This is a genomic window from Sphingomonas sp. BRN-1R (assembly GCF_057748035.1).
In genome coordinates, this window is the sequence record NZ_CM173236.1 from 2,740,120 (window position 1) to 2,765,316 (window position 25,197).

Consider the following 25,197-nt stretch of genomic DNA (forward strand, 5'->3'; position numbering starts at 1 on the left):
GTCCGCGTCGAAGTTTACGCAACGCTAACCGCAGCCATGCCACGCCGGGCGATGCTCCAGCCGGACGTCGCCGACATGCTCCCTGCCGCCCCTGCTCCCGCTGCCATGGCGCTGCCGCTCGGCGCGGCGGTGACGGTGTGCGTGCTGTCGGTCTTCGGCGGCCCGACGGCGCTCGCCGGTGCCCTCGCGCTCGCGGTCGCGGTGTGGCGGGTGCTGGAGACGGTCGCGGTGCCGCACCCGCTGCGGTGCGCCGCGCTGACGCTCGCGCTGCCGTTCGCCGCAATCGGCGCAGGGCTGCTCGACCCGATCGAGGCGCTTGGTGCGGCGGCGTGCCTGCTCGCCCTCGATGCGGCACTCGGGCGGCGGCATGCGGCCATGCTGCTGTGGTGGGGAGTGGCGTTCGGCATCGGCTGGGCTGCGGTGCTGCTGGCGCCGTTCGTCGCGGCGGTGCTGCTCCATCGCAGGGTTCATCCGGCCTTTCTGCCGCTCGCGCCGCTCGGCTATGCGATGACGGTGGCACTCGGCCTGTCCAATATGACCTTCCCCACGCTGTCGGGCGGGGCGCCCAACCTGTGGTGGCTCATGGCGGCGCTGCTACCGTCGGAGGTGCCGCGCCTGGTTGGACTTGCGGTCGCCGCCGCCCTCGGCTCGGGCGCATGCTTCGCCGCGCATTTCTCGGTACGCCTGCCTGCGACGCGGCTGCTTCCGGTTGCGCTTCTCGCCACGTTGTTGATCGGTGGGCTGCTGCCCCAGATCCCCGCAGGCACGTTCCTGCTCGCGGCGATGATCGCGAGTGTCGCAGCGGCAACGGGCGATCGACAGGCACGCGGCGTGGCGATGCTGGTCCAGACCGGGTTCGGGCTCGCGCTCGTCGGACAATCCACGCTCGGCTTCGTCGCGATCGCGGCCGCGACGTGGTGGGTCGCCCGACCCGCCGAGCGCAGCGCCGCCAACGACAATCCGGTCATGATGCCGCTGCTCCGCCCCGCGATGCTGCTCCGGCACGAGCGATAGCGGCGTCAAACGGCTTGCGATCCGCGCCGCTTGCCGCCACTCCGGCACTATGACGACACCGATCCGCCCGCGCCGCTCGATGCTGTATGTGCCGGGCGACAAGCCGCGCGCGCTGGAAAAGGCGCGGACGCTCGCCTGTGACGCGATCATCCTCGATCTCGAAGATGCGGTCGCGCCCGAAAACAAGGCGCGCGCACGCGACGCGATCGCCGAGGCGGTGGGCACAGGCGGTTACGGCGCGCGCGAGTTGATCCTGCGAGTCGGCGCCGCCGACGCCGCAGAGGATTTCGCACTCGCCAACGCGCTGCCGCTGGATGGCGTGCTGCTGCCCAAGGTCGAATCGGCGACGACCATCGTCGCGGCCGCGGCGCGCACCCCGCACCCGCTGTGGTGCATGGTCGAGACCCCGCTCGGCGTGCTGCGCGCCGCCGAGATTGCGGGCGCCTCGCCTCGGCTTGCCGGGTTCGTCGCGGGCACCAACGATCTCGTCAAGGATCTGCGCGCGCGCCATACCCCTGCCCGCACGCCGCTGCTCACCGCGCTGTCGCTGATGGTGCTGGCCGCGCGCGCTTACGGGCTGGCGGTGATCGACGGCGTGCATCTCGATCTCGATGATCTCGCCGGTTTCGAAACCGCGTGTCGGCAGGGCGTGGACCTCGGCTTCGACGGCAAGTCGCTCGTCCACCCCAATTCGATCGACATAGCCAACCGCATCTTCGGCCCTGCCCCGGAAGAGGTCGCGCGCGCGCGCCGCACGGTGGCCGCCTGGGCGGACGCGCGGGCGCAGGGGCTTGGCGTGGTGCGGATCGACGGCGCGATGGTGGAGCAACTCCACGTCGACGAAGCGGAACGGCTGATCGCGCTGGCGGAGGCGATCGCCGCGCGCTGACGCGCTTTCAGGCGGCGGGTTGCTCGAACTTCTCGATCACCCATTCCTCTTCCTGCGCGGCGGCGATCCAGTCCTGCATGAACGGGTGGCTGATGATCGCGTCCATGTAGCTCGCCGCGAAGCGTGCGATCGGCAGCCCGTAGGTGACGATCCGCGTCACCACCGGCGCGTACATGATATCGGCCGCGCCGAAGCTGCCGAACAGGAACTGCCCGTCGCCGCCGAAGCGCGCGCGTGCCTGCGCCCACAGCTCCATGATCCGCGCGAGATCGGCGAGCACGTCGTCGTCGGGCTGTGTCGGCGGGAAGGCCTGACGGATGTTCATGCTGTGCTTCTTGCGCAAAGCGGTGAAGCTGGAATGCATCTCCGCCGACATCGACCGCGCCATCGCGCGCGCAGCGGGATCGGCCGGCCAGAACAGATCGCGGCTGGTCTTCTCGGCAAGAAATTCGATGATGGCGAGGCTGTCCCACACCACCGCGTCGCCGTCCCACAGGATCGGCACCTTGCCCGAGGATGGCGCGAACTCGTCGCCCTCGCGGCGCTTGTCCCACTCGGCGTCGTAGAGGGGCACGACGACCTCCTCGAACAGCAAGCCCGACTGCTTGGCGGCGAGCCAGCCGCGCAGGCTCCAGGAGGAATAGGCCTTATTGCCGATTATGAGTTTCATGGCATTCGGATAGCCGCGCCACCGCGCTGCGGCAACCGGATGGGAAAGAAATCGCCGTTGATCGTCACCCCAGCGCACGCTGGGGTCTCCCGGTGCCGGCGCGGCGCAGAAGCCGCAGGAGATGCCAGCTTTCGCTGGCATGACGGTGGGTGCGAGATGTCAGCCGATCGCCTCGATCACCGCCGCGCGCAGCTCGGGGATGCCGAGCCCGGTCTCGGACGAGGTCGGCAGGATCTGCGGGTGCGCGGCCGGGCGCTTGCGCGCCTCGGCGGCGGTGGCGGCCATCGTGTCGGCGAGCTCGGTCGGCTTGATCTTATCGGCCTTGGTCAACACGATGCGGTAGCTCACCGCCGCCTTGTCGAGCATCTCGAGGATCTCGCGGTCGACATCCTTGATGCCGTGGCGCGCGTCGATCAGCACCAGCGCGCGCTTGAGCACGTCGCGCCCGCGCAGGAAATCGTTGACCAGGAAGCGCCACTTCTTGACGACATCCTTGGGCGCCTTGGCGAAACCATAGCCGGGCATGTCGACCAGCCGCATCACCAGCGGATCGCCACCCACGTCGAAGAAGTTCAGTTCCTGCGTCCGCCCCGGTGTGTTCGACGTGCGCGCCAGCGCGTTGCGCCCGGCCAGCGCGTTGAGCAGCGACGACTTGCCGACGTTCGAACGCCCGGCGAACGCCACCTCGGGCGCGTTCGCGTCGGGAATGAACTCGAGCGACGGGGCCGACTTCAGGAAGCTGATCGGGCCGGCGAAGATCTTGCGCGCGGCCTCGATCGCCTCGGGCTCGAAGGTGTCGGTGTCGCTCACTTCTTGGTCGCCACCTTCAGCTCGGGATGCCGTGCGTAAAGCAGCCGCTGCTGGAGGATCGTCAGCGTGTTGGAGGTGATCCAGTAGAGTTGCAAGCCGACCGCGAACGGCGCCATCACGAACATCAGCACCCAGGGCATGATCGCGAACACCTGCTTCTGCGCCTCATCCATCGGCGCCGGATTGAGCTTGAACTGGAAGAACATCGAGATGCCGAGCAGCACCGGCACGACGCCGATCGCCAGCATCGGCGGCAGATGCCACGGCAGATAGCCGAACGCGTTGAGGATGGTCGCCGGATCCGGCGCGGACAGATCGCGAATCCACAGCACGAACGGTTGGTGACGCATTTCGATGGTCAGCAGCAGCACCTTGTAGAGTGCGTAGAGGATCGGGATCTGAAGGAACGTCGGCAGGCAGCCCGCGAGCGGGTTGACCCCTTCCGCCTTGTAGAGCGCCATCACCTCCTGCTGCGCGCGGACCTTGTCGTCCTTGTAGCGTTCCTGGAGCGCCTTCATCTTGGGCTGGATCGCGCGCATCTTCGCCATCGAGGCGAACTGGCGCTGCGCGATCGGGAACAGCAGGCCACGGATCGTCAGCGTCAGCGCGATGATCGCCACGCCGAAATTGCCGATCACCCGGAACAGGAAGTCGAGATATTTGAAGATCGGCTTCTCGACGATCTCGAACCAGCCCCAGTCGATCGCCTTGCCGAAGTGGCGGATGCCGAGCCGATCCTCATAGCCGTCGAGCGTGTTGGTCTCCTTCGCGCCCGCGAACAGCTTGGCGGTGGTCACCAGCGCCTTGCCGGCGGGGACGACATGGGGTTCGAGCGCGAAATCGGCCTGGAACGTGTCGCCCATCGCGGCGCGGAAGCCGCCGTGCATCTTCGCGCCCGAATCGGGGATCAGCGCGGCGAGCCAGTATTTGTCGCCGAAGCCGAACCAGCCGCCGGTCGCGTCGAAATAATTGTCGCCGGGCTTGCCGATGTTGCCGAACACGGTCTTGCCGATCAGGCTGGCGTCCTTGCCCTGAAGGTTGGCGAAGGTGATATCGTAGGTGGCGCCATGATCGAACACGCCGATCGGGCCGACGTGATCGGTCCAGGTATCGGGGTCGGGTGAGACGCCCGCGCGGCTGACGAGGCCATAAGGGCGCACGGTGATCGGCGCGCCGGCCGGGTTGGTGACGGTCTGGCGCACGGTGAACATGTAGCGATCGTCGACGGCGATGCGGATCGTGAAGCGCTGGCGCTGCGGGTTGGTCCAGGCGAGCGTGACCGGCTGCTCGGGGGTGAGCACCGGCGCGCTGGCGGTGAAGACGGTGTCCGCGCCCGGCGTCGTCACGCCGTCGCCCGACCAGCCGAAGCCGGCGAAATAGGCGTGATCGGTGCCCGAAGGCGAGAACAGCCGGATCGGGGCGGAATCCTTGGCGACGGTTTCCTTGTACTTGCTCAGCACGAGATCGTCGATGCGGCCGCCCTTGAGGTTGATCGAGCCCGACAGGTTGCGCGTCTCGATCCGCACGCGCGGGCTCTCGCGCAGCACCTGCTGGCGGTCGCGCACCTTTTCAGGCGCGGCGGCGCCGGGGCCGGCCGGGCCGGTCGAGGAGGCGACGGGTTTGGACTTGCCGTCCTCGATCTTGGTCGCGGGCGGATTGGCGGTGGGGAAATATTTCGACGCGAAGAACTGCCAGCCGAACAGGATCAGCGCCGCGAATACCGCGAACAGGAGGAAATTTCTGCCTTCGTCTTTCACCTGGGAATCCCGTTCGTAGTTCGTCGGCGCGCGCCGTTTGTCTTAGGGCACTGGATCGGGGCCGTAGCCGCCCCAGGGGTGACACCGCCCGATCCGTTTCGCCGCCAGCCAGCCGCCCTTCACAGCGCCATAGCGGCGAAGCGCGGTGATTGCATAGGCGGAACAGGAAGGCTGGAACCGGCAGGAGGGCGGCAGGACGGCGGACGGCCCGATCTGCCAGCCGCGCACGAGCAGGATGAGGATGCGGGTCAGCATGACCGGCAGTCCGACCCGTGCTCCCGCGCAAGCGGGAGTCCAAGGCCACGAGCATCGCGTTTGCGGCCCTGGGCTCCCGCTTTCCCGGGAGCACGGTAAGGGTTTCGAATCACCGTGCGACCTTCGCCAGCGCCTTGCCGAGTTCGCCGCGCAACTGCGCGAAGTCGCGCTCGATGCCGCCGTTCCGCCCGATCAGGACGTGATCCGCACCGCGCAGACCCGATTCGGGCAGCACCTCACGCGCAAGCGCACGCAACCGGCGTTTCATCCGGTTACGCACGACCGCGTTGCCGATCTTCTTGGTGACGGTATAGCCGATCCGCATCATCGGATCGCCATCGTCCCGGGCACGCACCAGCAGCACGAAGCCGGGCATTGGCGCGCGCTTGCCCGCGTTCGCCGCGAGAAAGTCCGCGCGGCGCGACATCGTGCGGATGTCGACGCCGCCGGAGACCTGAATTACGCCGACAGCTTCTTGCGACCGCGCGCGCGACGCGCCCGGATCACGTTGCGGCCGCCCGGAGTCTCCATCCGCGCGCGGAAGCCATGACGGCGCGCCCGCACCAGATTGCTCGGCTGAAAGGTCCGCTTCATGAGTCATTCCCTGATCGTCTGAATAGAAAAGGGCCGCCCCGCAGAGCGACCTCGTAGCGGCTGGCCTTAAGCGCGCGGCTCCGCGAAGTCAATTGCTTCACGTCACCCGAACAGCCGCGCCATGCTGCGTTCAAGCATGACGAGCTGCCACAAAGTGCGGCCATGATCGGCCCGGCCGGCGCGGTGATCGGCGGCGATCTTCTCGATCGTAGGCGCAGAGAACCAGCCGCTGCCGATCAGCGTGCGCGAGCGTGCCAGCGCCGCTGCCTCGTCGGCCAGCGCGCCCCGGAACCACGCACCGACCGGCGTGACGAAACCCATTTTCGGGCGGTAGAGGATATCCTTGGGGAGGTAGCGCTCCATCGCCTTCTTCACCAGCCACTTGCCCTGCCCGTGACGCAGCCGCAGATCGGCCGGCAAAGTCGCGGCGAACTCGACCAGTTTGTAGTCGAGCAGCGGCTCGCGCGCTTCGAGGCTCACCGCCATGCTGGTGCGATCCGCCTTGGTTAGAATGTCGCCGGGCAGCCAGTGCTGGAAGTCGGCATATTGCGCACGGTCGAGCGCGTCGCGCGCGGGTGCGTCACGCATCGATCGCACGTAGCGATCCTCGGCACGGTGCCCGCCAAGCGCGGTGCGCGCCGAGTCGGTCAGCAAGGCGGCGCGCAGGGCGGGCGTCGTCACGCCGACCGAGCGGGCGTAGCCCTCCGCACCATCCTCGGCGAGCGCGAGCAGCGTCGTCTTGGCGCGGAAGCGGCGGGGCGCCCAGTCGGCCTTGGGATAGTGGCGGCCGAGCGTGCCGAACACGCTTCCCCGCAGCGACGCGGGGATCAGCGCGCGCACCCGCTCCTCGGCGGCCTGGAATTTGTAGCGGCGATAGCCCGCGAATGCCTCGTCCGCGCCGTCACCCGACAGCGCCACCGTCACCGTTTCGCGCGCGAGCTCGCACACCCGGTAGGTGGCGAGCGCGGAGGCATCGGCGAACGGCTCGTCGAACGACGCGACCAACGTGTCGATCAGCGAGAAATCCTGCGGCGAGACGATGCGCTCGCGGTGTTCGGTGGCGAAACGCTTGGCGATCACGTCGGCGTAGGAACGCTCGTCCACTCCGGCCACGTCGAAGCCGATAGTGCAGGTCTTTACCGCGCGCGGGGACGCCTCCGCCATCAGCGCGACCACCGCCGAGCTATCCACCCCGCCCGACAGGAACGCGCCGAGCGGCACGTCCGCCACCATCCGCATCGTGACGGCGGCGCGCATCCGCTCGACCAGTTCCTCCTCGAGCGCCTTGCGGCTGGCGGTGGCACGGCGCGAGAAGTCGATATCCCACCAGCGCGACGGCGCGGGCACCGGCTTGCCGCGTTCGAGCAGCAGGAAATGGCCGGCGGGCAGTTTCTTCACCCCCGCGACGAGGCAGGTATCGTCGGGCACGTAGCCGTAAGCGAGATAATCCTCGATCGCGGTGATCTGGGGCGTGCGGCGCAACAGCGGGTGCGCGAGCAGGCCCTTGAGTTCAGACGCGAACGCTACCGCGCCATCGGGCAGTTCGGCATAATGGAGCGGCTTCACCCCCATGCGGTCTCGCGCGAGGAACAGCACCTGCCGCGCGGCGTCGTGAATTGCGAAGGCGAACATGCCGTTGAGCCGATCAAGCATGGCCGGCCCCCACGCCGCCCAGCCATGCAACAGCACCTCGGTATCACCCGAGGTAACGAAGCGCGCCCCCCTGGCCTGCAATTCGGCGCGCAGTTCGGCGAAATTATAGACTTCGCCGTTGTAGGTCACGGTCAGCGATCCGTCAGCGCTGCGCATCGGTTGCGGACTACCAGCGATGTCGATGATCGACAGGCGGCGATGCCCCAGCCCGACGCCGGGCGCGGTCCACACGTCGCCACCGTCGGGGCCGCGATGCGCCTGCACGTCGGTCATCGCGCGCACCCGCACCGGATCGACCGGCTTGGGCATGTTGGGGTAGAACAGGCCGGCGATCCCGCACATCTCTAGCGTGCCATCCCGGCGGCGCGATCGGCCACCACGTCAACGGGTCCGAGCGCGGCGAGGAAGCGCCGCATCGCCGCGCGCGGATCGCGGCCGGGCAGCACCTCCGCCGAGAGATGCACCGCCACCGCACGCTGCGGGCCGCCGAGCAGCTTGGCCTGTAACGTCGCCAGCTTCTGTCGCGCACCGCTGTGCGTGACGATATCGCCGACGCGATACCAGGTCGCGATCAGCCGCTCGACCGGGCCGGGTGCCGTCACGTGGATCACCGCGCCGCCGGCGAGATCGGGCAGATCCTCGATCCGCACCCACACGTCGTCTTCGCGCAAAGCGCCCACCCCGAACGAGACGATCTCCTTGCCCTCATGCTGCGAGCCATAGACCGCGATGGCGAGATCGACCGGATCGCCGCTCGCATCGGCATAGCGGCCGATCAGATAATGGTCCGCACCCGGATAATTGGGCGCCCACGCCGCGCGCGTGCTCATCGGCACGCGGTGCCAGCCCGGCACCTCGGGCAAGGCGATCCGCGCGGGCAGCACCTGCGCGCGGTTGGCGATCGCCGCGCTCCACGCCGGGAACACCGCGACCGTCATCAATACCAAAGCCGCCGCCAGAAGCGCATCGAGCCGAAAGCGCGGTACGGTTTGCAGCTTGGCGGTATCGAACACCGCCGCATCGGGCGCGCGATCGAACCAGCGCCAGCCGATCGCAATCACCGCGGCCATCACCAGCCCGAAGAAGATCCAGCCGTACATGATATGATCGAACCCGGTCGCCGCCTCGACCGAAGTGAGGTAGGCGGCGTAGATCGTTCCGAACGCGCGGATGCCGTTCGCGATCACCGGCACGACCAGCGCGACACCCATGAACACCGCACGCCTGCCCCACGACACGAAGCACACATTGGCGACGAGCGTGCCATAGGCGATCATCGCGATCACGAACTTCGCGCCCGAACACGCCTCCGCCACTTCGAAATAGCCGTTGGGAATGGTGATGAGCACCCCGTCGACCTGCGCGGGCACGCCGAACAGATGGAGCATCGGCATCGTCATCGCGACGGTGACGGTCTGAAGCGGCCCCTCCATCCCCTCGCCGAACGGCACGAGGAACACCGCATAACACAAGGGAAACAGCAGCCCGCGCGCGACGTTCGGCCCGAGCAACGTCACCACCGTGCCTTGCAGCATCATCACCAGCCCGAGCTGCCGCGCCAGCGCGACCCCACCGGCATCGCCGAGCAGCCAGCCCAAGCCCCCGCATGCGACGATTGCCAGCCCCGGCGCCCAGCCGACCGGCGTCAGCTTCGCGAGATCGGTACGGCGGGCCCACACCAGCCACGCCAGCACGGGTCCGATGAACAGGCAATGCCCGAAGGTCGTGCTCGTCCACCACAGATGCGCGAGCGTCGTCACGTCGTGCCAGAAAGTCGCGACGATCACCGCCGCCACCCCAACCAGCACGGCGAGGTGGCGACGCCACGCCGCCTGCGTCGGGGTCGCGGCGGGCGAGAAGCCGGTCGAGGGGAAAGCGTAGATCATGCCGCGCGCTTGCTTTCGCCGTTCGCGACGATCGTGTCGAGCGGAGCGAGACAGGCAGCCCAGCTATAGCGCCGCTGCACCTGCGCGCGCGCGGCTTGGCCGAGCGTGGTGGCGGCGTGCGGGTCGGCGAGCAGATCGCTCACCGCGCCGGCGATTGCACCAGCGTCCGCGCCGACGCGGATCGTGCCGGCGTGCGCGATCCCCTCGGCGGCGGGCGCGGAGGCGACCACCGGGCGCGCCATCGCCATCGCTTCGAGCACCTTGTTCTGGATGCCGCGCGCGAGCTTCAACGGCGCGACAACCACCGCAGCGGCAGCGAGCCAGCCGCGAACGTCGGGCACCTCCCCCGTCACGATAACGCCGGGCGATTTGGCGAGCGCCATCACCGCCTCGGTCGGCGCCCGGCCGACGATGGCGAAGCGCGCCTGCGGGTGGCGGCTGCGGATCTGGGGCAGGATGCCGTTCGCGAACCACGTCACCGCCTCGATATTGGGACGGTAATCCATCTGGCCGGTGAAGACGATAAGGTCGCCTTCCTCTTCAATGCGCGCGAAGCTGGCGGTGGGATCGAAGGTGTGCGTGTCGATGCCGTTTTCTATCGCCTGCACGCGCGCCGCGCCGGTCGCCGCACGGAACAGCGCGGCCTCGGCGGCGCTGACGAACAGGCTGGCGTCGGCGCGTTGCGCGACGTCGCGTTCGAACGCCTGCAACAGCCGCGCCTCGCGCGCCATCATCCAACGCGACGGGCCGCGTGAGGCAAGCGCATAATCGGCGAACTTGGCCGAATCCATGTCGACGAAATCCATTACGACGCGCTGCTTCGCGTTCGCCGGAAGGTATTGTGCCATCTGCCCGGAGAAGACGTAGATCGTGTCGACCGGGTGCCGCGCGAGCACATCCGCGACCGCACCGCGCACGGCGGCATCATCGAACGCGGTCAGCGACACCGGGCGGCCTTGCGCCAGCGCCTCGATGGCGGCGCGCCAGCGTGGCTTGCCCCGCCACAATACCGCCCGATCGCCGGTAAGCCATGCCGGCGCATCCGCATCGAGATTGCGCGCGTCGTCCGCAAAGGCGACGAGGTGGACGCGCGCCTGTCCGCACAGATGCCGGAGAATGTGAAAGCCGCGAATCTTGTCGCCGCGATCGGGCGGATAGGGAACCCGATGCGCCAGGAACAGGATATCGCCCATCACTCAACCAAGACCCTTGGCGATGTGCGGACCGATCAGGTTCGCGATCGTCAAGGGCAGTTTCTTCCACAGATCGACCTGGAGCCGGTATTTCGGGCTGAGCGGATTGATCTCGCGCGGGGTCTCACCGGGTTTCACGCGCTTGGCATAAAGCAGCGGCTTCCCGTTGAAACCCCAATTCTTCTTGAACGCCGCCGGCCCGGTTCCGACCTTCGAGCGGCCGAAATCGAACGCGGTGCAGCCGCGCGCGCGGGCGTGGCTCATCAACGCGAAATACATGCGGTCGTTGGCGCGCAAAGCGCGCGCCGCGACAGTGCCCCCGCCCCAGTACGGATAGACGGTGCCTTCGTGATAAAGCGACAGCACGCTCGCCACCGGCTTGCCGCCCGACCGCACCGTCAGAATATCGGCATCCGCGCCGAACGCATCGAGCACGCAGGCGAACAGCCTCGCCGGGAACACCGGCGTGCCGAGGTTGCGCACCGATTCGGCATAGACCGCGTAATGCGCCTTGCGATCGGCCGCGCCGCTGCCGACGCTCACGTCGAGATCGAGCGCGAGCGCCTTGCGCACCTCGGCGCGCTGCTTGCGCGGGATCGCGGTGAATTCGGCCTCGTCCGATGCGGCCAGTGCGCGGGTGAAGCCGAGATGGGCGCCCTCTTCCGCGATCCAGTCGCCGTCGGGCACATCGCCGCCGCGCAGTTCCAGGCTCGGGCAACCGAGCTTGAGCGCCAGCGCCCAGCCCGCTTCCGCCAGCACCCCCGCCGCGCCTACGGTGGTGGCGAGGATACCCCCGCCGACCGCGAAGCCGTTCGACACCAACGCCCGGCCGAACAGCCGCGAGCGGATCTCGGTCATCGGCAGCACGCCTTCGAGGCCGCCGTCGGCGCGTTCGGCGATCAGCGTGTGGCTGCGTTGCCCGCACCCTTCAGCCACCGCGCGGCTCCATGCAGGCAGGTGGAACGGCGTACCGTGCGGATGCGCACGCACGAAATCGGCGATGCGCGCCGCTTCGGCGGCATCCGCCAGATCGGCGGCGCGCAGGCCCAGCAATGGCGAGAGCAACGGCACGGTCATGCGATAGCGCCCTTCATATCCGCGACGATCGCATCCATCCGACCCCAATCGTGGCGGCGGATCAAGTCGCGCAATTTGCCCGCCATCGCCCCCAGCCGGCTGTAGTGCCGCAACCGCGACTTGAGCGGTGCGTCGGCGATGCGCGGTTGGCCGGGGTCGATCTCCCACGGGTGGAAGTAGAACACCGCCGGTTGCCCCTCGGCGGAGACCTGTCGCACCGCGTGGTTGGTCAGCGCCGCCGGGAACAGCCGGAAGAAACCGCCGCCGGTCGCCATCCGCCGGCTGCCGAACTCCGCCACCGTCACCGGCACCTCGACCAGCGCAGCGCCGGGCACCGGATGGAAGGCATAGCGCGGCGCCTCCGGCCAGCCGTAGTGATCGTGGGCAAGCGGCGCGACGCTCGATGAATAGGCATAGCCTTCCTCGGCGAGGATCGGGTGCGCCCAGGGCGTGCGCGTGTCGATCGAGAAGCTCGGCGCGCGGTAGCCGGTGATCGCGACCCCGCCGGCATCCTCCAGCGTCATGCGGGCGCGGCCGATGTCGGCACGGAACTGCTCGGCTTGCATCGTGAAGACGCGCTGATGCGCCCAGCCGTGGCTGGCCAGTTCGTGCCCGCCCGCGACGATGCGGCGGATCAGCGCCGGATGCCGCTCCGCCACCCAGCCGAGCGTGAAGAACGTCGCCTTCACGCCGCTTTCCGCGAACAGCGCCAGCACCGCGTCGGTGTTATATTCCACCCGCGATTCGCGCGCATCCCACGTGTCCGTGGCGATCACCCGCTCGAACGCGCCGACCTGGAACCATTCCTCGATATCGACCGACAGCGCGTGGCGCATAGCCCCGCCTCAGCGCATGTCGCGGCGGAGACCCGCCATGTCGTGTGATCCGTCGCCCTCGACCCAGTCGACCAGCAACGTCAGCACGCGGCGAAGTGCGGCGTCCTGCTCCTCGATGCGCGCTTCCAGCGAGGCGATGCGTGCGCGGCTGGCGGGGTCGCCCGCCGAAGAGGCGACCAGCGCCTCGTCGAGCCGCGTCTCAATCGAGGCGAGCCGCGCCTTCATCGTCGGGTTGAGATCGGTCGGGCGCGCGGCAAGCTGCTCCATCGCCGCTTCGAGCGATTCGAGATGATCCGCCACCGCCGGATCCGCCCCGCGCGTCGCCACCTGATCGAGCCGAGCTTCGAGCGCGGTGAGTTTCGCTGCAAGCTCGGCGTCGGGCGCGCGATTGGCGACTTGCCCCAGCCGGTTCTCCAGCGAGGCGAGATGCGCCTTCACCACCGGATCGGCCTCGGGCTTGCGCGCGGAGAGCGCGACCAGCCGCTCCTCGATCGAACCGAGTTGCGCCTCGATCGCCGGGATCGCCTCATCGGCGACGAGCTGCTCGAGCCGTGTTTCCAGCATCGCCAGCCGCTCGCGGCTCGCCGCATCGGCGGCGGGGATGCGTGCGGCGGTCTGTTCGAGCGCGGCGCCCAGCGCGGCGAGATCCTCGCGCATCATCTGATCGACATCGGCGACGACGCCGGCGATCTGCTCGGTGCGCCCCTCGACCGAGGCGATGCGCCCGGCGAGCGCAGGATCGGGCTTGGCGCCCTGCTCCCACCGCGTTTCCAGCGAGGTCAGTCGCGCGAGGATGCCGCGATCGACACGCGTGCCGGCGGAGACATTTTCGAGCCGCGATTCGATCGAGGCGATCGCCTGCATCAGCGACTGATCCGAAGCCGCTGGCTCCTCGACCCGCGATTCGAGCGACTCGATGCGCGCGAGCAACGCCGGATCGGCGGCGGCGGCCGGCTCGTCCTGGCGGATCGGGCGCGGCGGCGTGGCCGGCTCGGCCTGCTTGACGAGCGGCAGCGGCTCGGGCTGCTCCGGCGTGTCGTTCGAAATGTCGGCGAGCACGGTGTTGACCGTACGCGCATCGATCGTGTCGAGCTGCTCGATCGCGCCGAACAGCAGCACACGGCCCGCCAATTGGTTCAAACGGCGCGGCACGCCGTCCGACCCGGCATAGAGCGCGGCAAAGGCGTCATCGGTAAAATGCGGGCGGCCGGTCCAGCCAACCACGCCCAAGCGGTGCATCATGTAGGGCGCGACTTCCTCGCGCTCCATCGGTTCGAGATGATGCGTCGCGATCACGCGCTGGCGAAGCTGTTCGAGCCGGTCGGAACCGTGCAGCCGTTCGCGAAACTCGGGCTGGCCAAGCAGGAAGATCTGGAGCAGCGCATGCCCGCCGGCCTGGAAGTTCGACAGCATCCGCAGTTCTTCGAGCGCGGAGACCGGTAGCGCCTGCGCCTCGTCGACGATCAGCAGCGTGCGCCGGCCGCTGCGCGCGGTGGCGTGCAGCCCGCGTTCGATCGCGGTGAGCAACTGCGCCTTGGTCATGCCGTCGGTCGCGAGGTCGAGCCCGTTGCCGACCATGCGGAGCAGATCGTCCGCCTCGATCTGCGTCGACACGATCTTGATCGCCTGCAACCGGTCGCGATCGACCGTCGCCATCAGGTGACCGACCAGCGTCGTCTTGCCCGCGCCGACATCGCCGGTGATGACGATGAAGCCCTCGCCCTGGCTCAGGCCATAGCCGAGATAGGCCATTGCCTTGCGATGCGTGGCGGTTTCGTACCAGAAGCGCGCATCGGGCGTGAGCTGGAACGGCCGGCCGTTCAGTCCGTAATGGTCGTCGTACATACCATCGTCCTCAGAAACTGTACCGCATGCCGACCTGACCCTGCGCCGAGGTCTGGTCGCGGATGCCCTGCTGGCTGAAATTGTAGATCCCGGCGGTCGCGGTCGCCCCCAATCGCCCGAAGCTACGATAATAGCTCACCGTCGCCCCCTCGCTGTAGATGCCGCGAGAGCCGGCTATACCTGACTTATAGTAGTTCGCGATGACGTCCGCGTTGATGCTCGACACCGGATCGAGCGTCATGCCGACATAGGCTTGCGCATAATAGCTGTCGTCCTCGACACCATCGACGGTGAAGCCCTCGCCCTCGGGTGCGAAGTACCGGCGGTTGGCATAGCCCGCGCCGATGCCGTAGCTGAGCGGGCCGCGGCTGGCGGACAGGATCGCGTCGACGCCGCGCGCGCGGTACGATGCGGTCGAGATCGACTGGAGCGCGCCGTTGAGGCACCCGCCCGCCGAGCCCGCGCCCGCACTGAACGTGCAGCCGCCGAACTGCTGGCCGAACGCATCACGCTGGGTGATGAAGGTGGTCGGCAGGCGGCCGATACCGTCCTGAAGCTGACGGCCAAAGGTGGTCACGCCGTCGTACACGCCAAGCTGGAACGTCACCGACTTGGAGGGCGCGTAGGAGAAGGAGCCGGTGTAGGTCGTGCCGCCATACCGCTTGCCGACGTTGGCGGTCAGCAGGGTGCGCGGCGACGGACGCCAGATCACGCCCGCGTCGTAGATCAGCCCGTCGGTCTCATAGGCGATGCGGCGCGGCGAGGCCTGGTTGGTGACGAAGCGGCCGTTATTATCGGTCACGACGTTGCCGGCCGCGTCGAGCAGCGCGTCCTTCTGCGTGACCTTGATGTTCTCGTATCCCGCGCCAGCGCGCACCGCGAGCGTGCGCGTGACCGGCAGCACCACATCGCCGCGCCCGTACTTGCCCTCGAAACGCTGGCTGAGCTGCTTTTGCGTATCGCGCTCATACGCGCCGCTGACGGTGACGCCGACCGGCAGCACCTCGCCGGCCTTCACGCCTGCCGAGGCGGTGACGACGTGGCTCTGCTCGCTGTCGAAACTGTCGAGCTTGGGCGCGTTCGCCGCAACGCCGGTCGAACCCGGCGTCTCGACCTTGGTATAGCCGTAGCGATAGGCCGCGCCGATCTGCACCGGGCCGGCGTTGGTCGAGACGGTCGGGCCGGCATAGATCGAATAGATCTGGCTGATATTGTCGTTGTCGGTCGCGAGGTTGACCGGGGCGGCACCGCGAATGTCCGACCGGGTGCGCGTGGCGAGCGCCCCGCCCTCGATGCTGACGCCCGGCGCGACCTTCACGGCGGCGCGCGCGAGGCCGCTGTGGACGTCCTCGTCGCCGATGTTCTTCTTCCAGGCGATGCGCCGCTCGTAACGATAGCTCAACTGCGCGTCGGTGCGGTCGGTGTGGAGGTTGGCGTCCACCCCGGCGGCGACCGTCGAATAGGTCAGCACGTCGTTGTTGGTCAGATCGGCGTCGACGGTCTGGTCTAGCTCGATATACGGCGTGATCGACTTTTGCCGGTCCGCATACGCCGGAGCGGCAGTCAGCACGGCGCAGGCCGCGCCGGTCAGCAGCAGAGCCTTCATTTCGAATCCTCCTGCCCGTAATAGCTGCCGAAGCGACGGCCTCCGGGTGCGTAGGTGACGGCGTTGAGCAACAACTGGATCTCCTCGCACCCGTCGAGCAGCGCGACCGCTTCGCGCAGATCGCTTTCGACGGTGCGGTCGGCGCGCACCACCAGCACGGTCTGCCCGGCATGATGCGCGAGCACGGCGGCGGGCGACGCGGCGAGCACCGGCGGCGAATCGAAGATCAGCACGCGGCGCGGATCGGCGGCGAGCAGCGCCGCGATCAGCGTGGCGGTGCGGGCACTGCCGAGCAGTTCGGTATCGCTGTGCGATTTGGTGCCGGCGGGCAGCACGGTAAGCTGCGGTATGTCCGTGCGCACGAGGCAATCCTCGATGTGGATCGCCGGATCGGCGAGCGCGTCGAGCAGCCCTTTTCCTTCGGTGAGACCAAGGCGGCTCATCACGTCGGGCTTGGCAAAATCGGCGTCGATCAGGATCACCTCGACCTCGCGCTCCGCCGCCATCGAAATGGCGAGGTTGACCGCGCAATAGGTCTTGCCGTCGTTGGGCTTGGCCGAGCAGACGAGAATCGTGCGCGACTTGTCGGCATCGGCGGGGCGCAGCGCGCGTGCCGTCACCATCAACTGGCGCTTCACCAGCCGGAACTCCTCGGCGAGCGCACCGACCGGCGCGCCGGGCACGAGCAGCCCCTTGGCGGCGAGCATCGCGCGATCGACTTCGGCGACCGCGCCCACGCGCGCGGGCTCGGCTACGGGTGCTTCCGCAACCGATTCGACCAGCTTCAACGGCTTCGGCTCGGGCGCGGCGTCGCTTTCCACCACCGGCGGCAGCGGACTCCGCGCACGCAGTTCCGCGCTGAAATCGTACACGGTCGCGGCGCGCTCGATCAGCGATCCGCCCAGCTTACGGGGGGTCATCTCGTTCATGCCGCAAGTCCTCGCTGGAGCATCTCGACGCCGAGCAGCGCCACCCAGGCCACCACCAGCGCCGCCGCACCGCCGCCAAAGTAACCGAGCTGCCGCCGCCGCTGCGCGATCTGGAGCCTGGTGACGCTCTCGCCGATCGAGCCGATCACGCTGAGCCCGGTCGCCGCCTCGAGCCGCTTCGCGGTCGGGAAGGTCGTCTGGAGCTGGGTCATCGCGAAGGCCGCGCCACCGCCCGCCGCCAGCGCCGCGATCAGCACGCCGGTCAGCAGCAGCGGACGGTTCGGCGAGGTCGGCACACGCGGCGCGCTCGGCTGGTCGAGCACGCTGAACTTGATCTGGTCGGTTTGCGACTGAGCCTGCCCGCGTAGCCGCACGTCCTCGCGATCGGACAGCAATTTGTCGTAGCTGTCCTTGAGCACCTGGTAGTCGCGCTCGATCTGCGACTGTTCCTGCATCTGCGACGAATCGCCGGTCAGCTTAGCGCTGATCGCATCGATATCACCCTGCAACTGGCGCTTGCGGCTGAGTGCGGCGGCGACCTGCGCCTGCTTGTCGGCCTGGTTCGACTTGAGCTGAAGATACAGCGGGTTGGACGCGCCACCCGCCGCCGAACCGCCGACCAGCGGTTCGTTCCGCGCCGCCGCCTGCGCCGCCGAAAGCTGGCTCTTCAGCGCGATCACGTCCGGATGCTGCTCGGTATAACCGCGTGCGCGCGCATCGGCGAGCTGCCCCTGGATCGCCGCGAGCCGCGCCCGCGCCGGGCCGGCGCTGCCTGCGCTGGCGGCCGCGCCGGGCACGCTTGCCGGGGTGCCGGCCATCTGGCCGTTGACGACCGCGAGGCTCGACTGCGCGGCGGCGAGATCGCTGTCGACCTGCGACATCTGCGCGCGCGCCGCCGCCAGCCGGTCCGCGATCGAGCCGGTGCCGGGCAGCGAGCCGAGGAACTGGTTCTGGAACGCCTCGCGCTTCGATTCGGCGTCCTGGAGCTGCCTCTGCTTCTGCGCGAGCTGCTGGTCGAGAAACTGGAGCGTCGAGCTCATCTCGGCCTTGTCGCCCGAAAGATTCTGTTCGACGAACAGATCGAGCAGCTTCTGCACCACCTGCCGCGCGATCTTGGGGCTGCGCTGGCTGACCGAGATGGTAAAGGTGTTGTCCTGCTCGGAGGTGATCTTCACCGCCGTCTGGAGCGCGGCCACGCGGTCCGCCACGTCCTTGTCGGTGGCGACCGTGTTGGCGAGATCGGTGCCGCGCACGACCTTTTCGAGATTGTCGGCCGAGGTCAGCGTCTGGCGGACCGTGTCGAGGCTTTTCTGCTGGTCGGCGGGGGTGATGCCGACCGCGGTCGGCAGGATCGTCTGCATCTGCGCGAACACGCGCGCGGTCGATTCGTAGCTGCTCGGGATCTGCGCCACGAACAGCCAGCCGACGATCGCCACGCCCCAAGCGACGCCGAGCGCGAGCCAGCGCCGCATCCAGACCGCGTGGAGCGCGACCCTCAGTTCGTCATAAAGACCGTTCACGCGCCCATCCCCCTCAGAACATGCTCTCGGGGATGATGATGACGTCGCCCGGTTCTAGCCGGACGTTTGCGCGCGAATCGCCGTTCTTCAGCAGGCTCGACAGCTTGACGTTGTATTCGACCTGCTTGCCGGTGTTGCGATCGTAGCGGACCAGCTTGGCACGGTTGCCCGCCGCATATTCGTTCAAGCCCCCGACCGCGATCATCGCGTCGAGCAGGGTCATGTTGGCGCGGTACGGGATCGACGCGGGCTTGGCGGTCGCGCCGACGATGCGGACCTGCTGGCTGAACGTGCCCGAAAAATTCTCGACGATCACCGAGACGATCGGATCCTTGATGTATTCGCCGAGCGCGATCTTCATGTCGTCTGCCAGCATAGCCGGGGTCTTGCCCACGGCGGGCATGTCGCTCACCAGCGGGGTGGTGATGCGGCCGTCGGGGCGCACCTGCACCTTCGAAGACAGTTCGGGGTTGCGCCACACGAAGATGTTGAGCTGGTCGAGCGGGCCGATGACATATTCCTCGCCCGGCTGCTCCTGCGTCGCGACGAAGGCGGCGGGGGGCAATTGCGTGCCCCCACCGGTCGCGCAGCCGTTCAACGCCAGCGCGAGTGCACTGCTCGCCATCAAGCCCTTGAGAAGCCTCGAAGTACGCATTCACCAAACTCCCTGCTGCTACAGCCCGCGCGCGCGTGTCACGCGGGCAGGTTCGCGGCGATGGTCCGGCTATGCCTGTGGAGAGGTGAAGATTGCGTTAGGAACGTCAGGTGCGCCCGCGAGGATTTCGCGCGGGGCCGCGTGGCCGAGGAAGCCCGCCGGGCTGGCCGACAAGCCATAAGCGCCGGCCATGAACACCGCGATCAGATCGCCCGGTTGTGCCTGCGCAATCTCGACCCGATCGGCAAGCCGGTCGAGCGGAGTGCACAAGGGTCCGACGATACTGGCAACTTCGGTCGGCGCGTCGGGCGCGGCGGTGGCAACCGCGACCGGATAGTTGCGGCGCACCACCGTTCCGAGATTGCCGGTGGCGGCGAGCTGGTGGTTCATCCCGCCGTCGGTGACGATGAAAGTCTCGCCCCGGCTCGTCTTGCGATCGACCACGCGGGTCAGATACACGCCCGCCTCGCCGACCAGCCAGCGGCCAAGCTCGATCGCGAAGCGCGTGGTTTCGAGAACCGGCGGGAGCGCGGCGAGCCGCTCGCACAGCGCCGCGCCGACGGTCTCGATGTCGAGCGGCTGCTCGCCCGGGAAATACGGTATGCCGAACCCGCCGCCAAGATTGACCAGCGGCGGCGTCACGCCGACCTCCTCGCTCAGCCGTGCCGCCAGCGCGAGCGTCTCCGCCTGCGTCTCGACGATCGCGCCTTCGTCGAGCGCCTGCGATCCGGCGAAGATGTGCCAGCCGCGCCAGTCCGCGCCATAGTCGATCACCTCGCGCGCGACCGCAGCGGCGCGCTCGGCGTCGATCCCGAACGGCGACGCCCTGCCCCCCATGCGCATGCCCGATCCGCGCAGCTCGATCTCGGGGTTCACCCGCACCGCGAGGCGCGGCACCAGCCCGAGCATGTCGCCGATCGCGATCGCGCGTGCGGCCTCCCCTTCGGATTCGAGGTTGATCGTCACGCCCGCACGGATCGCCGTCTCGATCTCGTCACGGCGCTTGCCCGGCCCAGCGAAGCTGATCGGCCGCAGCCCGGCGACGCGTGCCAACTCCCCAGCCGAGGCGACATCGAAGCCATCGAGCAGCGGCGTCATCGCGGCAAGCAGCGGCGGGAACGGATTGGCTTTGATCGCATAATGCAGATCAACCGCCGGAAACGCCGCGCGGAAGCGGGCGATGCGGCGCGCGACGGCGGCGAAGTCATAGACGAACAGCGGCGTATCGCCCGCTGCCTGCGCCCATTCCTCCGCGCTGCGCCCGGCGATGACGAGCGGCGCACCGGCGTATTCCGCGGGGATCGTACCCATCGGCTTCATGCCGTCGCCTCCGCTCGCAACGCGGCGCGGTCGAGCTTGCCGTTGGCGTTGGTCGGCAACGCGTCGCGCCATTCGTAGCGTGTCGGCTGCATGAAGCTCGGCAGTTCGGCGCGCAACCGGGCACGCAGCCGTACCTCCGCATCCGCCACATCGCCGACCGCGCGCGCCACCACCACGATCGCCTGCCCGAGCCGCGCGTCCGGCACGCCGATCGCCACCGCCTCGCCCGCCTCGCCGCCGCGCAGGACGGCCTCCTCGATCTCGGTCGGGCTGATGCGGTTGCCGCTCGATTTTATCATCTCGTCGTCGCGGCCGACGAAGCGGAACAGCCCGTCCGCGCCCTCCACCACGGTATCGCCCGACCACACCGCCATGCCGCCGCTCCGCGACCATTCGGGCGCTGGCCGAAAGCGCGCGGCGGTGCGCTCGGCGTCCTGCCAATACCCTCGCGCGACGAGCGGTCCGGCGTGGACCAGTTCGCCCGGCTCGTCGGGCGCGGCGCGGCTGCCATCGGCGCGCACCGCCATCACCTCGGCGAACGGGATCGCGCGGCCGATCGCGTCAGCGTGCGCATCGACCAGATCGGGGGCGAGATAGGTTGAGCGGAACGCCTCGGTGAGTCCATACATCGGGTACAGATCGGCCTGCGGGAACCGCGCACGCAGGCCCGCGGCTATCGGCCGGGTCAGCGCCCCGCCCGAGTTGGTGAGCCGCCGCAGCCGCGCCGCCGTCTCCGTCGGCCATTCGGCATCGAGCAATTGCACCCACAACGGCGGCACGCCTGCGAGCGTGGTTGCGCCGAAGCGCTCCACCGCCTTCACCACGTCGCGCGCGGTCAGATAATCGAGCGGCGCGACCGAGGCGCCCGCCGCCCATGTCGAGAAAAGCTGGTTCTGTCCGTAATCGAAGCTGAGCGGCAACACGCCGAGCACGCGGTCGTCGGGCATAATGCCGAGGTAGTGCGCAACACTGATCGCGCCGAGCCAAAGGTTGGCGTGGCTGAGCATCACCCCCTTGGGTTTTCCCGTGGAGCCGGAGGTATAGAGGATCGCGGCGAGCGTATCGGGATCGGCATCAGAGGGCGGCAGCGCATCGGTGCCGTCAAGCTCCTCCTCCAGCAAGATGCGGCAATCGGCCGGCACGTCGCCCGGCTCCAGCGTGGCCGCGCGGCTCGCCTGCGTGACGAGCAGCCGTGCGCCGCTGTCGGCGAGGATATGCGCGACCTGCGCGCGCTTGAGCACCGGGTTGATCGGCACATGCACCAGCCCGGCGCGCGGGGCCGCCAGCGGCAGCACGCATGCGGTTGCGGTTTTGGGCAGCCAGCTCGCCACGCGCTCCCCCGGCACGTCGACCGCGCGCGCCAGCGATGCCGCGAGCATCCCGGTGCGGGCTTCCAGATCGGCGAAAGTCAGCACGCCGCTGCGAAACGCGAGCGCCACGTCACCCGCCGCCCCGCGAGCGGGCAGCGTGTCGATCGGACGGGGCGTGGCATCGAGCGCGATCATCCGCCCCTGATAGCCGAGCCTGCCGCGCTGTGAAGGGGGCCGGCTTGGCAGATGCCGCGCGCTTCTTTAACGCGCGCTAAAGCATAACCACGGGGCCGTAGCGTGCTGCCAGACGATATTACCACGATTGAGACGACGGTGCGCGCGGTGTTGCGCGATGTGCTGGGGCTGAGCGAAGCCCGCGCTGCCGAGTTGCGCGACGAGACGCCGCTGTTCGGCGCAATGCCCGAACTCGATTCGATGGCGGTGGCCGGCGTGCTGACCGAACTTGAGGAACGGCTCGCCATTCTGATCGAGGACGACGAGGTCGACGGCGAAATGCTAGAGACGTTCGGGTCGCTGGTGCGCTTCGCCGTCGCCAAGACGCCGCACTGAGCATGCGCGGTTGATCGACCAGTATGACTGGCGTGGGCGTCGCGAGGCGATGCTGCGCTTCGGCCCCGCCGCCGGGCCGGTCGTGGTGGTCGCGATGCCGCTGTTCGAGGAAGCCAATCGCCTCCGCGCCTTCGCGGTCGCTCTGTGCCGCGCGCTTGCCACGCGGGGCGTGGCCAGCGCGCTGCCCGATCTGCCCGGCCAGGGCGAAAGCCTGATCGCAACCGAAGACGCGCGCCTGCCAGATTGGCGCGCGGCATTCGCCGCCGCTGCCGCCAGTCTTGGCGGGCATGTCCACGGCGTGGCGCTGCGCAGCGGTGCGGCGATCGACGGCGATGCCGCGCTCGCGACGCGCTGGCGGCTGACGCCGATCGCGGGCGCGGCGGCGCTGGCGGACATGCAGCGCGCCGCGACGGCGGGCGCACGCACGCGCGGCACGCCGGTGTCGATCTCGATCGGGGGCACGGAGCCGGTGTTGCTTGCCGGCAACCGTATCGCGCTGCCGCTGTTCGGCGCACTCGCCGACGATGACGAGATCGCAGCGTCCGAAGTGCCGCTGCGCACCGTGCGCCTCGCCAGCGATCCGCAACCCGCCGACCGCAAGGTCGAGGGCGCGCCGCTGTGGCGCCGGGCCGAGCCGGGCAACGACCTCGCGCTCGTCGACGTGCTTGCCGACGATATCGCCGAATGGATCGCGCGATGCGGCGGCTGATCTCCTTCCCCTGCGCAGGCGCGCGGCTGCTCGGCACGCTGGATGCGGCAGCAGGCGAAACCGGGTTGCTGATCGTCTCGGGCGGAAACGAGATCCGCTGCGGCGCGCATCGCGGCATGGCGTCGCTGGCCGCGCGGCTGGCGGCGGCCGGCGTGCCGGTGTTCCGCTTCGACCGGCGCGGTGTGGGTGATTCGAATGGGGAGAACGGCGGCTTCCTCTCCTCCGCGCCTGACATCGCGGCGGCGGCGGCGACCTTCACTGCCGAAACCGGGGTGCGCCGCCTCGTCGCCTTCGGCAATTGCGACGCAGCGACCGCGCTCGCTTTGTTCGGCGATTGTGCCGGGATCGACCGGCTGATCCTCGCCAATCCGTGGGTGATCGAGGGCGGCGGAGACCTGCCGCCTGCCGCCGCGATCCGCGCGCGCTATGCCGCGAAGCTGCGCTCCCCCCGCGAATGGCTGCGGCTGGCGTCCGGCGGGGTCAACGTGCGCAAACTGGCGGGGGGCTTGCGCAAGGTCGCACAGGCAGCCGATGCGGGCGAGGCGGCGCTGGCGTCGCGGCTGATTGCGGCGCTCTCCGATTGGGGCGGCCGCGCGACGATCCTGCTCGCCAGCGGCGACGCCACGGGAATCGCGTTTCAGGATGCGGTGAAGGGCGTGGCGCTGATGGCGGGCATCGAGAGGCTCGACAGCGCGTCGCATAGCTTCGCGCTGCCGGGCGATGCGGATTGGCTGTTCGAGCGCATCGTCGAAGCGATCGGGTAGCGCCTACGGTCTCCTGCCCGTGCGTAACCTCGCGTCGTGGCGCTCCGCCCCACACGTCACCCCAGCGCAAGCTGGGGTCTCCTTGGGGCCAGGCACCGTGGTCGCCACAGGGAGATCCCAGCTTGCGCTGGGATGACGAGAGAGGGCTGGATGACGGTAACGGCGCCCGTTACTCCGCCGCTTCCGCCACCTTGAAATCCTGCTCCGCAAGGAAGCGCTCCGCATCGAGCGCGGCCATGCAGCCGCTGCCCGCCGCCGTCACCGCCTGACGGTAATGCTTGTCCATCACGTCGCCGCACGCGAACACGCCGGGCACGTTGGTCTTGGTCGTGCCGGTCTCGACCTTGATGTAATGGTCCGCATCCAGTTCGACATGGCCGCGGAACAACTCGGTCGCGGGATGGTGGCCAATCGCCACAAAGCCGCCGTCGGTATCGAGCCGCGACAACTCGCCTGTTACCGTATCGCGCAACTGCAACCCGACGAGCCCCGCCGTGCCGCCGCCGTCGATGAACTCGGCGACTTCCTTGTTCCACAGCACCGTCACGCCCTTGTGCGCGAACAGCCGGTCCTGAAGGATCTTCTCGGCGCGGAAATGGTCGCGGCGGTGGATGATCGTCACGTCGGGCGAATGGTTGGTGAGGTACAGCGCCTCCTCGACCGCGGTGTTGCCGCCGCCGATCACCGCGACCTTCTTGCCGCGATAGAAGAAGCCGTCGCACGTCGCGCAGGCGCTGACGCCCTTGCCCTTCAACGCCTCCTCGCTGTCGAGGCCGAGCCACTTGGCCTGCGCGCCGGTGGCGATGACGAGCGTATCGCCCTCATAAACGTCGCCGCCGTCGCCGATCAGCCGGAACGGGCGCTTGGACAGATCGACCTCGACCACGGTGTCGTACATCAGCCGCGTGCCGACATGCTCGGCCTGCTTCTGCATCTGCTCCATCAGCCACGGCCCCTGGATCACATCCGCGAAGCCGGGGTAGTTCTCCACGTCGGTGGTGGTCATCAACTGGCCGCCGGGCTGGATGCCTTGCACAAGGATCGGCTGCATGCCCGCACGCGCGCCGTAGATGGCGGCGGTCAGGCCGGCGGGGCCGGAGCCGAGGATCAACATGCGGGTGTGATGCGTGGTCATGAATGGTGTTCCAGCGTGGCTCTAGCGGCGCTGCTATTGGGGCGAGCGCCGGATTGCAACATGGGCGCGCCGGGCGGCGTGTTCAAACCGCACGCGCCGCAGTTTTGCTTTGCCTTCGCGACGTGGCGCTATGCGCAAGGGCGGCGTAGGATCGCGGGCATGACCGATGATCCAGGCCTTCACACAATCCGTTCGTGCCG

The 25,197-nt window shown here is 68.7% G+C and carries 23 protein-coding genes and 1 pseudogene; 5 read left to right on the forward strand and 19 right to left on the reverse strand.

Annotated elements, in window-relative coordinates; all coding sequences use genetic code 11:
- The first annotated feature begins 36 nt into the window (after window positions 1-36).
- Together AC3ANX_RS12650 and AC3ANX_RS12655 are read left to right on the forward strand one after the other, a co-directional pair.
- Window positions 37-1,014, forward strand: a complete 978-nt coding sequence (locus AC3ANX_RS12650) for a hypothetical protein (protein ID WP_488333632.1) — start codon at window positions 37-39, stop codon at window positions 1,012-1,014.
- 49 nt (window positions 1,015-1,063) lie between these two features.
- Window positions 1,064-1,903: an HpcH/HpaI aldolase/citrate lyase family protein gene (locus tag AC3ANX_RS12655; RefSeq protein WP_488333633.1), complete on the forward strand. Its 840-nt coding sequence runs from the start codon at window positions 1,064-1,066 to the stop codon at window positions 1,901-1,903.
- Window positions 1,904-1,910: 7 nt separating this feature from the next.
- On the opposite strand, the gene AC3ANX_RS12660 is transcribed toward AC3ANX_RS12655, so the two are convergent.
- The 18 genes and pseudogenes from AC3ANX_RS12660 to AC3ANX_RS12745 all read right to left on the reverse strand — a co-directional run bounded on the left by AC3ANX_RS12660 (window position 1,911) and on the right by AC3ANX_RS12745 (window position 22,014).
- Complete coding sequence (locus AC3ANX_RS12660; RefSeq protein ID WP_488333634.1) at window positions 1,911-2,573, reverse strand: glutathione S-transferase family protein; 663 nt, start codon at window positions 2,571-2,573, stop codon at window positions 1,911-1,913.
- 159 nt (window positions 2,574-2,732) lie between these two features.
- On the reverse strand, window positions 2,733-3,383 hold the full coding sequence (yihA, locus tag AC3ANX_RS12665; protein WP_488333635.1) for a ribosome biogenesis GTP-binding protein YihA/YsxC: 651 nt from the start codon (window positions 3,381-3,383) through the stop codon (window positions 2,733-2,735).
- Complete coding sequence (gene yidC, locus AC3ANX_RS12670; protein ID WP_488333636.1) at window positions 3,380-5,140, reverse strand: membrane protein insertase YidC; 1,761 nt, start codon at window positions 5,138-5,140, stop codon at window positions 3,380-3,382. The genes yihA and yidC overlap by 4 nt, the downstream gene beginning before the upstream one ends.
- A gap of 42 nt (window positions 5,141-5,182) precedes the next feature.
- Entirely contained in the window at window positions 5,183-5,395 is a 213-nt protein-coding gene (yidD, locus tag AC3ANX_RS12675; RefSeq protein ID WP_488333637.1) for a membrane protein insertion efficiency factor YidD, read from the reverse strand.
- A gap of 109 nt (window positions 5,396-5,504) precedes the next feature.
- Window positions 5,505-5,822, reverse strand: coding sequence for a ribonuclease P protein component (rnpA, locus tag AC3ANX_RS12680; protein WP_488333638.1), 318 nt, complete (start codon window positions 5,820-5,822; stop codon window positions 5,505-5,507).
- Between the two features lie 32 nt (window positions 5,823-5,854).
- The gene (gene rpmH / locus AC3ANX_RS12685; protein WP_083224946.1) at window positions 5,855-5,989 is read right to left on the reverse strand and encodes a 50S ribosomal protein L34; all 135 of its coding nucleotides are present in this window, start codon (window positions 5,987-5,989) and stop codon (window positions 5,855-5,857) included.
- A gap of 102 nt (window positions 5,990-6,091) precedes the next feature.
- Window positions 6,092-7,984, reverse strand: a complete 1,893-nt coding sequence (locus AC3ANX_RS12690) for an XrtA/PEP-CTERM system amidotransferase (RefSeq protein ID WP_488333639.1) — start codon at window positions 7,982-7,984, stop codon at window positions 6,092-6,094.
- 2 nt (window positions 7,985-7,986) lie between these two features.
- The gene (xrtA, locus tag AC3ANX_RS12695) at window positions 7,987-9,528 is read right to left on the reverse strand and encodes an exosortase A (protein WP_488333640.1); all 1,542 of its coding nucleotides are present in this window, start codon (window positions 9,526-9,528) and stop codon (window positions 7,987-7,989) included.
- Window positions 9,525-10,721, reverse strand: coding sequence for a TIGR03087 family PEP-CTERM/XrtA system glycosyltransferase (locus AC3ANX_RS12700; protein WP_488336942.1), 1,197 nt, complete (start codon window positions 10,719-10,721; stop codon window positions 9,525-9,527). The genes xrtA and AC3ANX_RS12700 overlap by 4 nt, the downstream gene beginning before the upstream one ends.
- A gap of 3 nt (window positions 10,722-10,724) precedes the next feature.
- Window positions 10,725-11,798, reverse strand: coding sequence for a FemAB family XrtA/PEP-CTERM system-associated protein (locus AC3ANX_RS12705; protein ID WP_488333641.1), 1,074 nt, complete (start codon window positions 11,796-11,798; stop codon window positions 10,725-10,727).
- Complete coding sequence (locus AC3ANX_RS12710) at window positions 11,795-12,634, reverse strand: XrtA system polysaccharide deacetylase (protein WP_488333642.1); 840 nt, start codon at window positions 12,632-12,634, stop codon at window positions 11,795-11,797. Before AC3ANX_RS12710 ends, AC3ANX_RS12705 begins: the two co-directional genes overlap by 4 nt.
- Window positions 12,635-13,561: 927 nt before the next feature.
- Window positions 13,562-14,479: pseudogene (locus tag AC3ANX_RS12715) on the reverse strand (XrtA/PEP-CTERM system-associated ATPase); the annotation flags it as partial.
- Between the two features lie 10 nt (window positions 14,480-14,489).
- Entirely contained in the window at window positions 14,490-16,085 is a 1,596-nt protein-coding gene (locus tag AC3ANX_RS12720; RefSeq protein ID WP_488333643.1) for a TonB-dependent receptor, read from the reverse strand.
- Window positions 16,082-17,014 (reverse strand): AAA family ATPase, encoded by a 933-nt coding sequence (locus AC3ANX_RS12725; protein ID WP_488333644.1) that lies wholly within the window; start codon window positions 17,012-17,014, stop codon window positions 16,082-16,084. The genes AC3ANX_RS12720 and AC3ANX_RS12725 overlap by 4 nt, the downstream gene beginning before the upstream one ends.
- The gene (locus tag AC3ANX_RS12730) at window positions 17,011-18,534 is read right to left on the reverse strand and encodes an XrtA system polysaccharide chain length determinant (protein ID WP_488333645.1); all 1,524 of its coding nucleotides are present in this window, start codon (window positions 18,532-18,534) and stop codon (window positions 17,011-17,013) included. The genes AC3ANX_RS12725 and AC3ANX_RS12730 overlap by 4 nt, the downstream gene beginning before the upstream one ends.
- Window positions 18,535-18,547: 13 nt before the next feature.
- The gene (locus AC3ANX_RS12735) at window positions 18,548-19,159 is read right to left on the reverse strand and encodes an XrtA/PEP-CTERM system exopolysaccharide export protein (RefSeq protein ID WP_488333646.1); all 612 of its coding nucleotides are present in this window, start codon (window positions 19,157-19,159) and stop codon (window positions 18,548-18,550) included.
- Between the two features lie 99 nt (window positions 19,160-19,258).
- Window positions 19,259-20,509: a pyridoxal-dependent decarboxylase, exosortase A system-associated gene (locus AC3ANX_RS12740; protein WP_488333647.1), complete on the reverse strand. Its 1,251-nt coding sequence runs from the start codon at window positions 20,507-20,509 to the stop codon at window positions 19,259-19,261.
- Window positions 20,506-22,014 carry an acyl-CoA ligase (AMP-forming), exosortase A system-associated gene (locus AC3ANX_RS12745; protein ID WP_488333648.1) on the reverse strand — a complete coding sequence of 503 codons (1,509 nt, stop codon included), beginning with the start codon at window positions 22,012-22,014 and terminating at the stop codon, window positions 20,506-20,508. The genes AC3ANX_RS12740 and AC3ANX_RS12745 overlap by 4 nt, the downstream gene beginning before the upstream one ends.
- A 105-nt stretch (window positions 22,015-22,119) precedes the next feature.
- Between AC3ANX_RS12745 and AC3ANX_RS12750 the strand changes: the two genes are divergently transcribed.
- From AC3ANX_RS12750 to AC3ANX_RS12760, 3 genes are read left to right on the forward strand one after another with little or no spacing between them, the layout of a single operon-like run.
- Complete coding sequence (locus AC3ANX_RS12750) at window positions 22,120-22,389, forward strand: acyl carrier protein (RefSeq protein WP_488336943.1); 270 nt, start codon at window positions 22,120-22,122, stop codon at window positions 22,387-22,389.
- A gap of 10 nt (window positions 22,390-22,399) precedes the next feature.
- Window positions 22,400-23,098, forward strand: coding sequence for an alpha/beta hydrolase family protein (locus AC3ANX_RS12755; RefSeq protein WP_488333649.1), 699 nt, complete (start codon window positions 22,400-22,402; stop codon window positions 23,096-23,098).
- Entirely contained in the window at window positions 23,086-23,862 is a 777-nt protein-coding gene (locus AC3ANX_RS12760; RefSeq protein WP_488333650.1) for a hydrolase 1, exosortase A system-associated, read from the forward strand. Before AC3ANX_RS12755 ends, AC3ANX_RS12760 begins: the two co-directional genes overlap by 13 nt.
- Window positions 23,863-24,031: 169 nt before the next feature.
- Here the strand turns inward: AC3ANX_RS12760 and trxB are convergent, their stop codons facing one another.
- Window positions 24,032-24,997, reverse strand: a complete 966-nt coding sequence (gene trxB, locus AC3ANX_RS12765; protein WP_488333651.1) for a thioredoxin-disulfide reductase — start codon at window positions 24,995-24,997, stop codon at window positions 24,032-24,034.
- Window positions 24,998-25,197 lie beyond the last annotated feature (200 nt).

Coding starts and splice junctions, on each gene's coding strand:
- AC3ANX_RS12650 (WP_488333632.1), top strand. CDS start 37: ATGCCACGCCGGGCGATGCTCCAGCCGGACGTCGCCGACATGCTCCCT.
- AC3ANX_RS12655 (WP_488333633.1), top strand. CDS start 1,064: ATGACGACACCGATCCGCCCGCGCCGCTCGATGCTGTATGTGCCGGGC.
- AC3ANX_RS12660 (WP_488333634.1), bottom strand. CDS start 2,573: ATGAAACTCATAATCGGCAATAAGGCCTATTCCTCCTGGAGCCTGCGC.
- yidD (WP_488333637.1), bottom strand. CDS start 5,395: ATGCTGACCCGCATCCTCATCCTGCTCGTGCGCGGCTGGCAGATCGGG.
- rnpA (WP_488333638.1), bottom strand. CDS start 5,822: ATGTCGCGCCGCGCGGACTTTCTCGCGGCGAACGCGGGCAAGCGCGCG.
- rpmH (WP_083224946.1), bottom strand. CDS start 5,989: ATGAAGCGGACCTTTCAGCCGAGCAATCTGGTGCGGGCGCGCCGTCAT.
- AC3ANX_RS12690 (WP_488333639.1), bottom strand. CDS start 7,984: ATGTGCGGGATCGCCGGCCTGTTCTACCCCAACATGCCCAAGCCGGTC.
- xrtA (WP_488333640.1), bottom strand. CDS start 9,528: ATGATCTACGCTTTCCCCTCGACCGGCTTCTCGCCCGCCGCGACCCCG.
- AC3ANX_RS12700 (WP_488336942.1), bottom strand. CDS start 10,721: ATGGGCGATATCCTGTTCCTGGCGCATCGGGTTCCCTATCCGCCCGAT.
- AC3ANX_RS12705 (WP_488333641.1), bottom strand. CDS start 11,798: ATGACCGTGCCGTTGCTCTCGCCATTGCTGGGCCTGCGCGCCGCCGAT.
- AC3ANX_RS12710 (WP_488333642.1), bottom strand. CDS start 12,634: ATGCGCCACGCGCTGTCGGTCGATATCGAGGAATGGTTCCAGGTCGGC.
- AC3ANX_RS12720 (WP_488333643.1), bottom strand. CDS start 16,085: ATGAAGGCTCTGCTGCTGACCGGCGCGGCCTGCGCCGTGCTGACTGCC.
- AC3ANX_RS12725 (WP_488333644.1), bottom strand. CDS start 17,014: ATGAACGAGATGACCCCCCGTAAGCTGGGCGGATCGCTGATCGAGCGC.
- AC3ANX_RS12735 (WP_488333646.1), bottom strand. CDS start 19,159: ATGGCGAGCAGTGCACTCGCGCTGGCGTTGAACGGCTGCGCGACCGGT.
- AC3ANX_RS12740 (WP_488333647.1), bottom strand. CDS start 20,509: ATGAAGCCGATGGGTACGATCCCCGCGGAATACGCCGGTGCGCCGCTC.
- AC3ANX_RS12745 (WP_488333648.1), bottom strand. CDS start 22,014: ATGATCGCGCTCGATGCCACGCCCCGTCCGATCGACACGCTGCCCGCT.
- AC3ANX_RS12760 (WP_488333650.1), top strand. CDS start 23,086: ATGCGGCGGCTGATCTCCTTCCCCTGCGCAGGCGCGCGGCTGCTCGGC.
- trxB (WP_488333651.1), bottom strand. CDS start 24,997: ATGACCACGCATCACACCCGCATGTTGATCCTCGGCTCCGGCCCCGCC.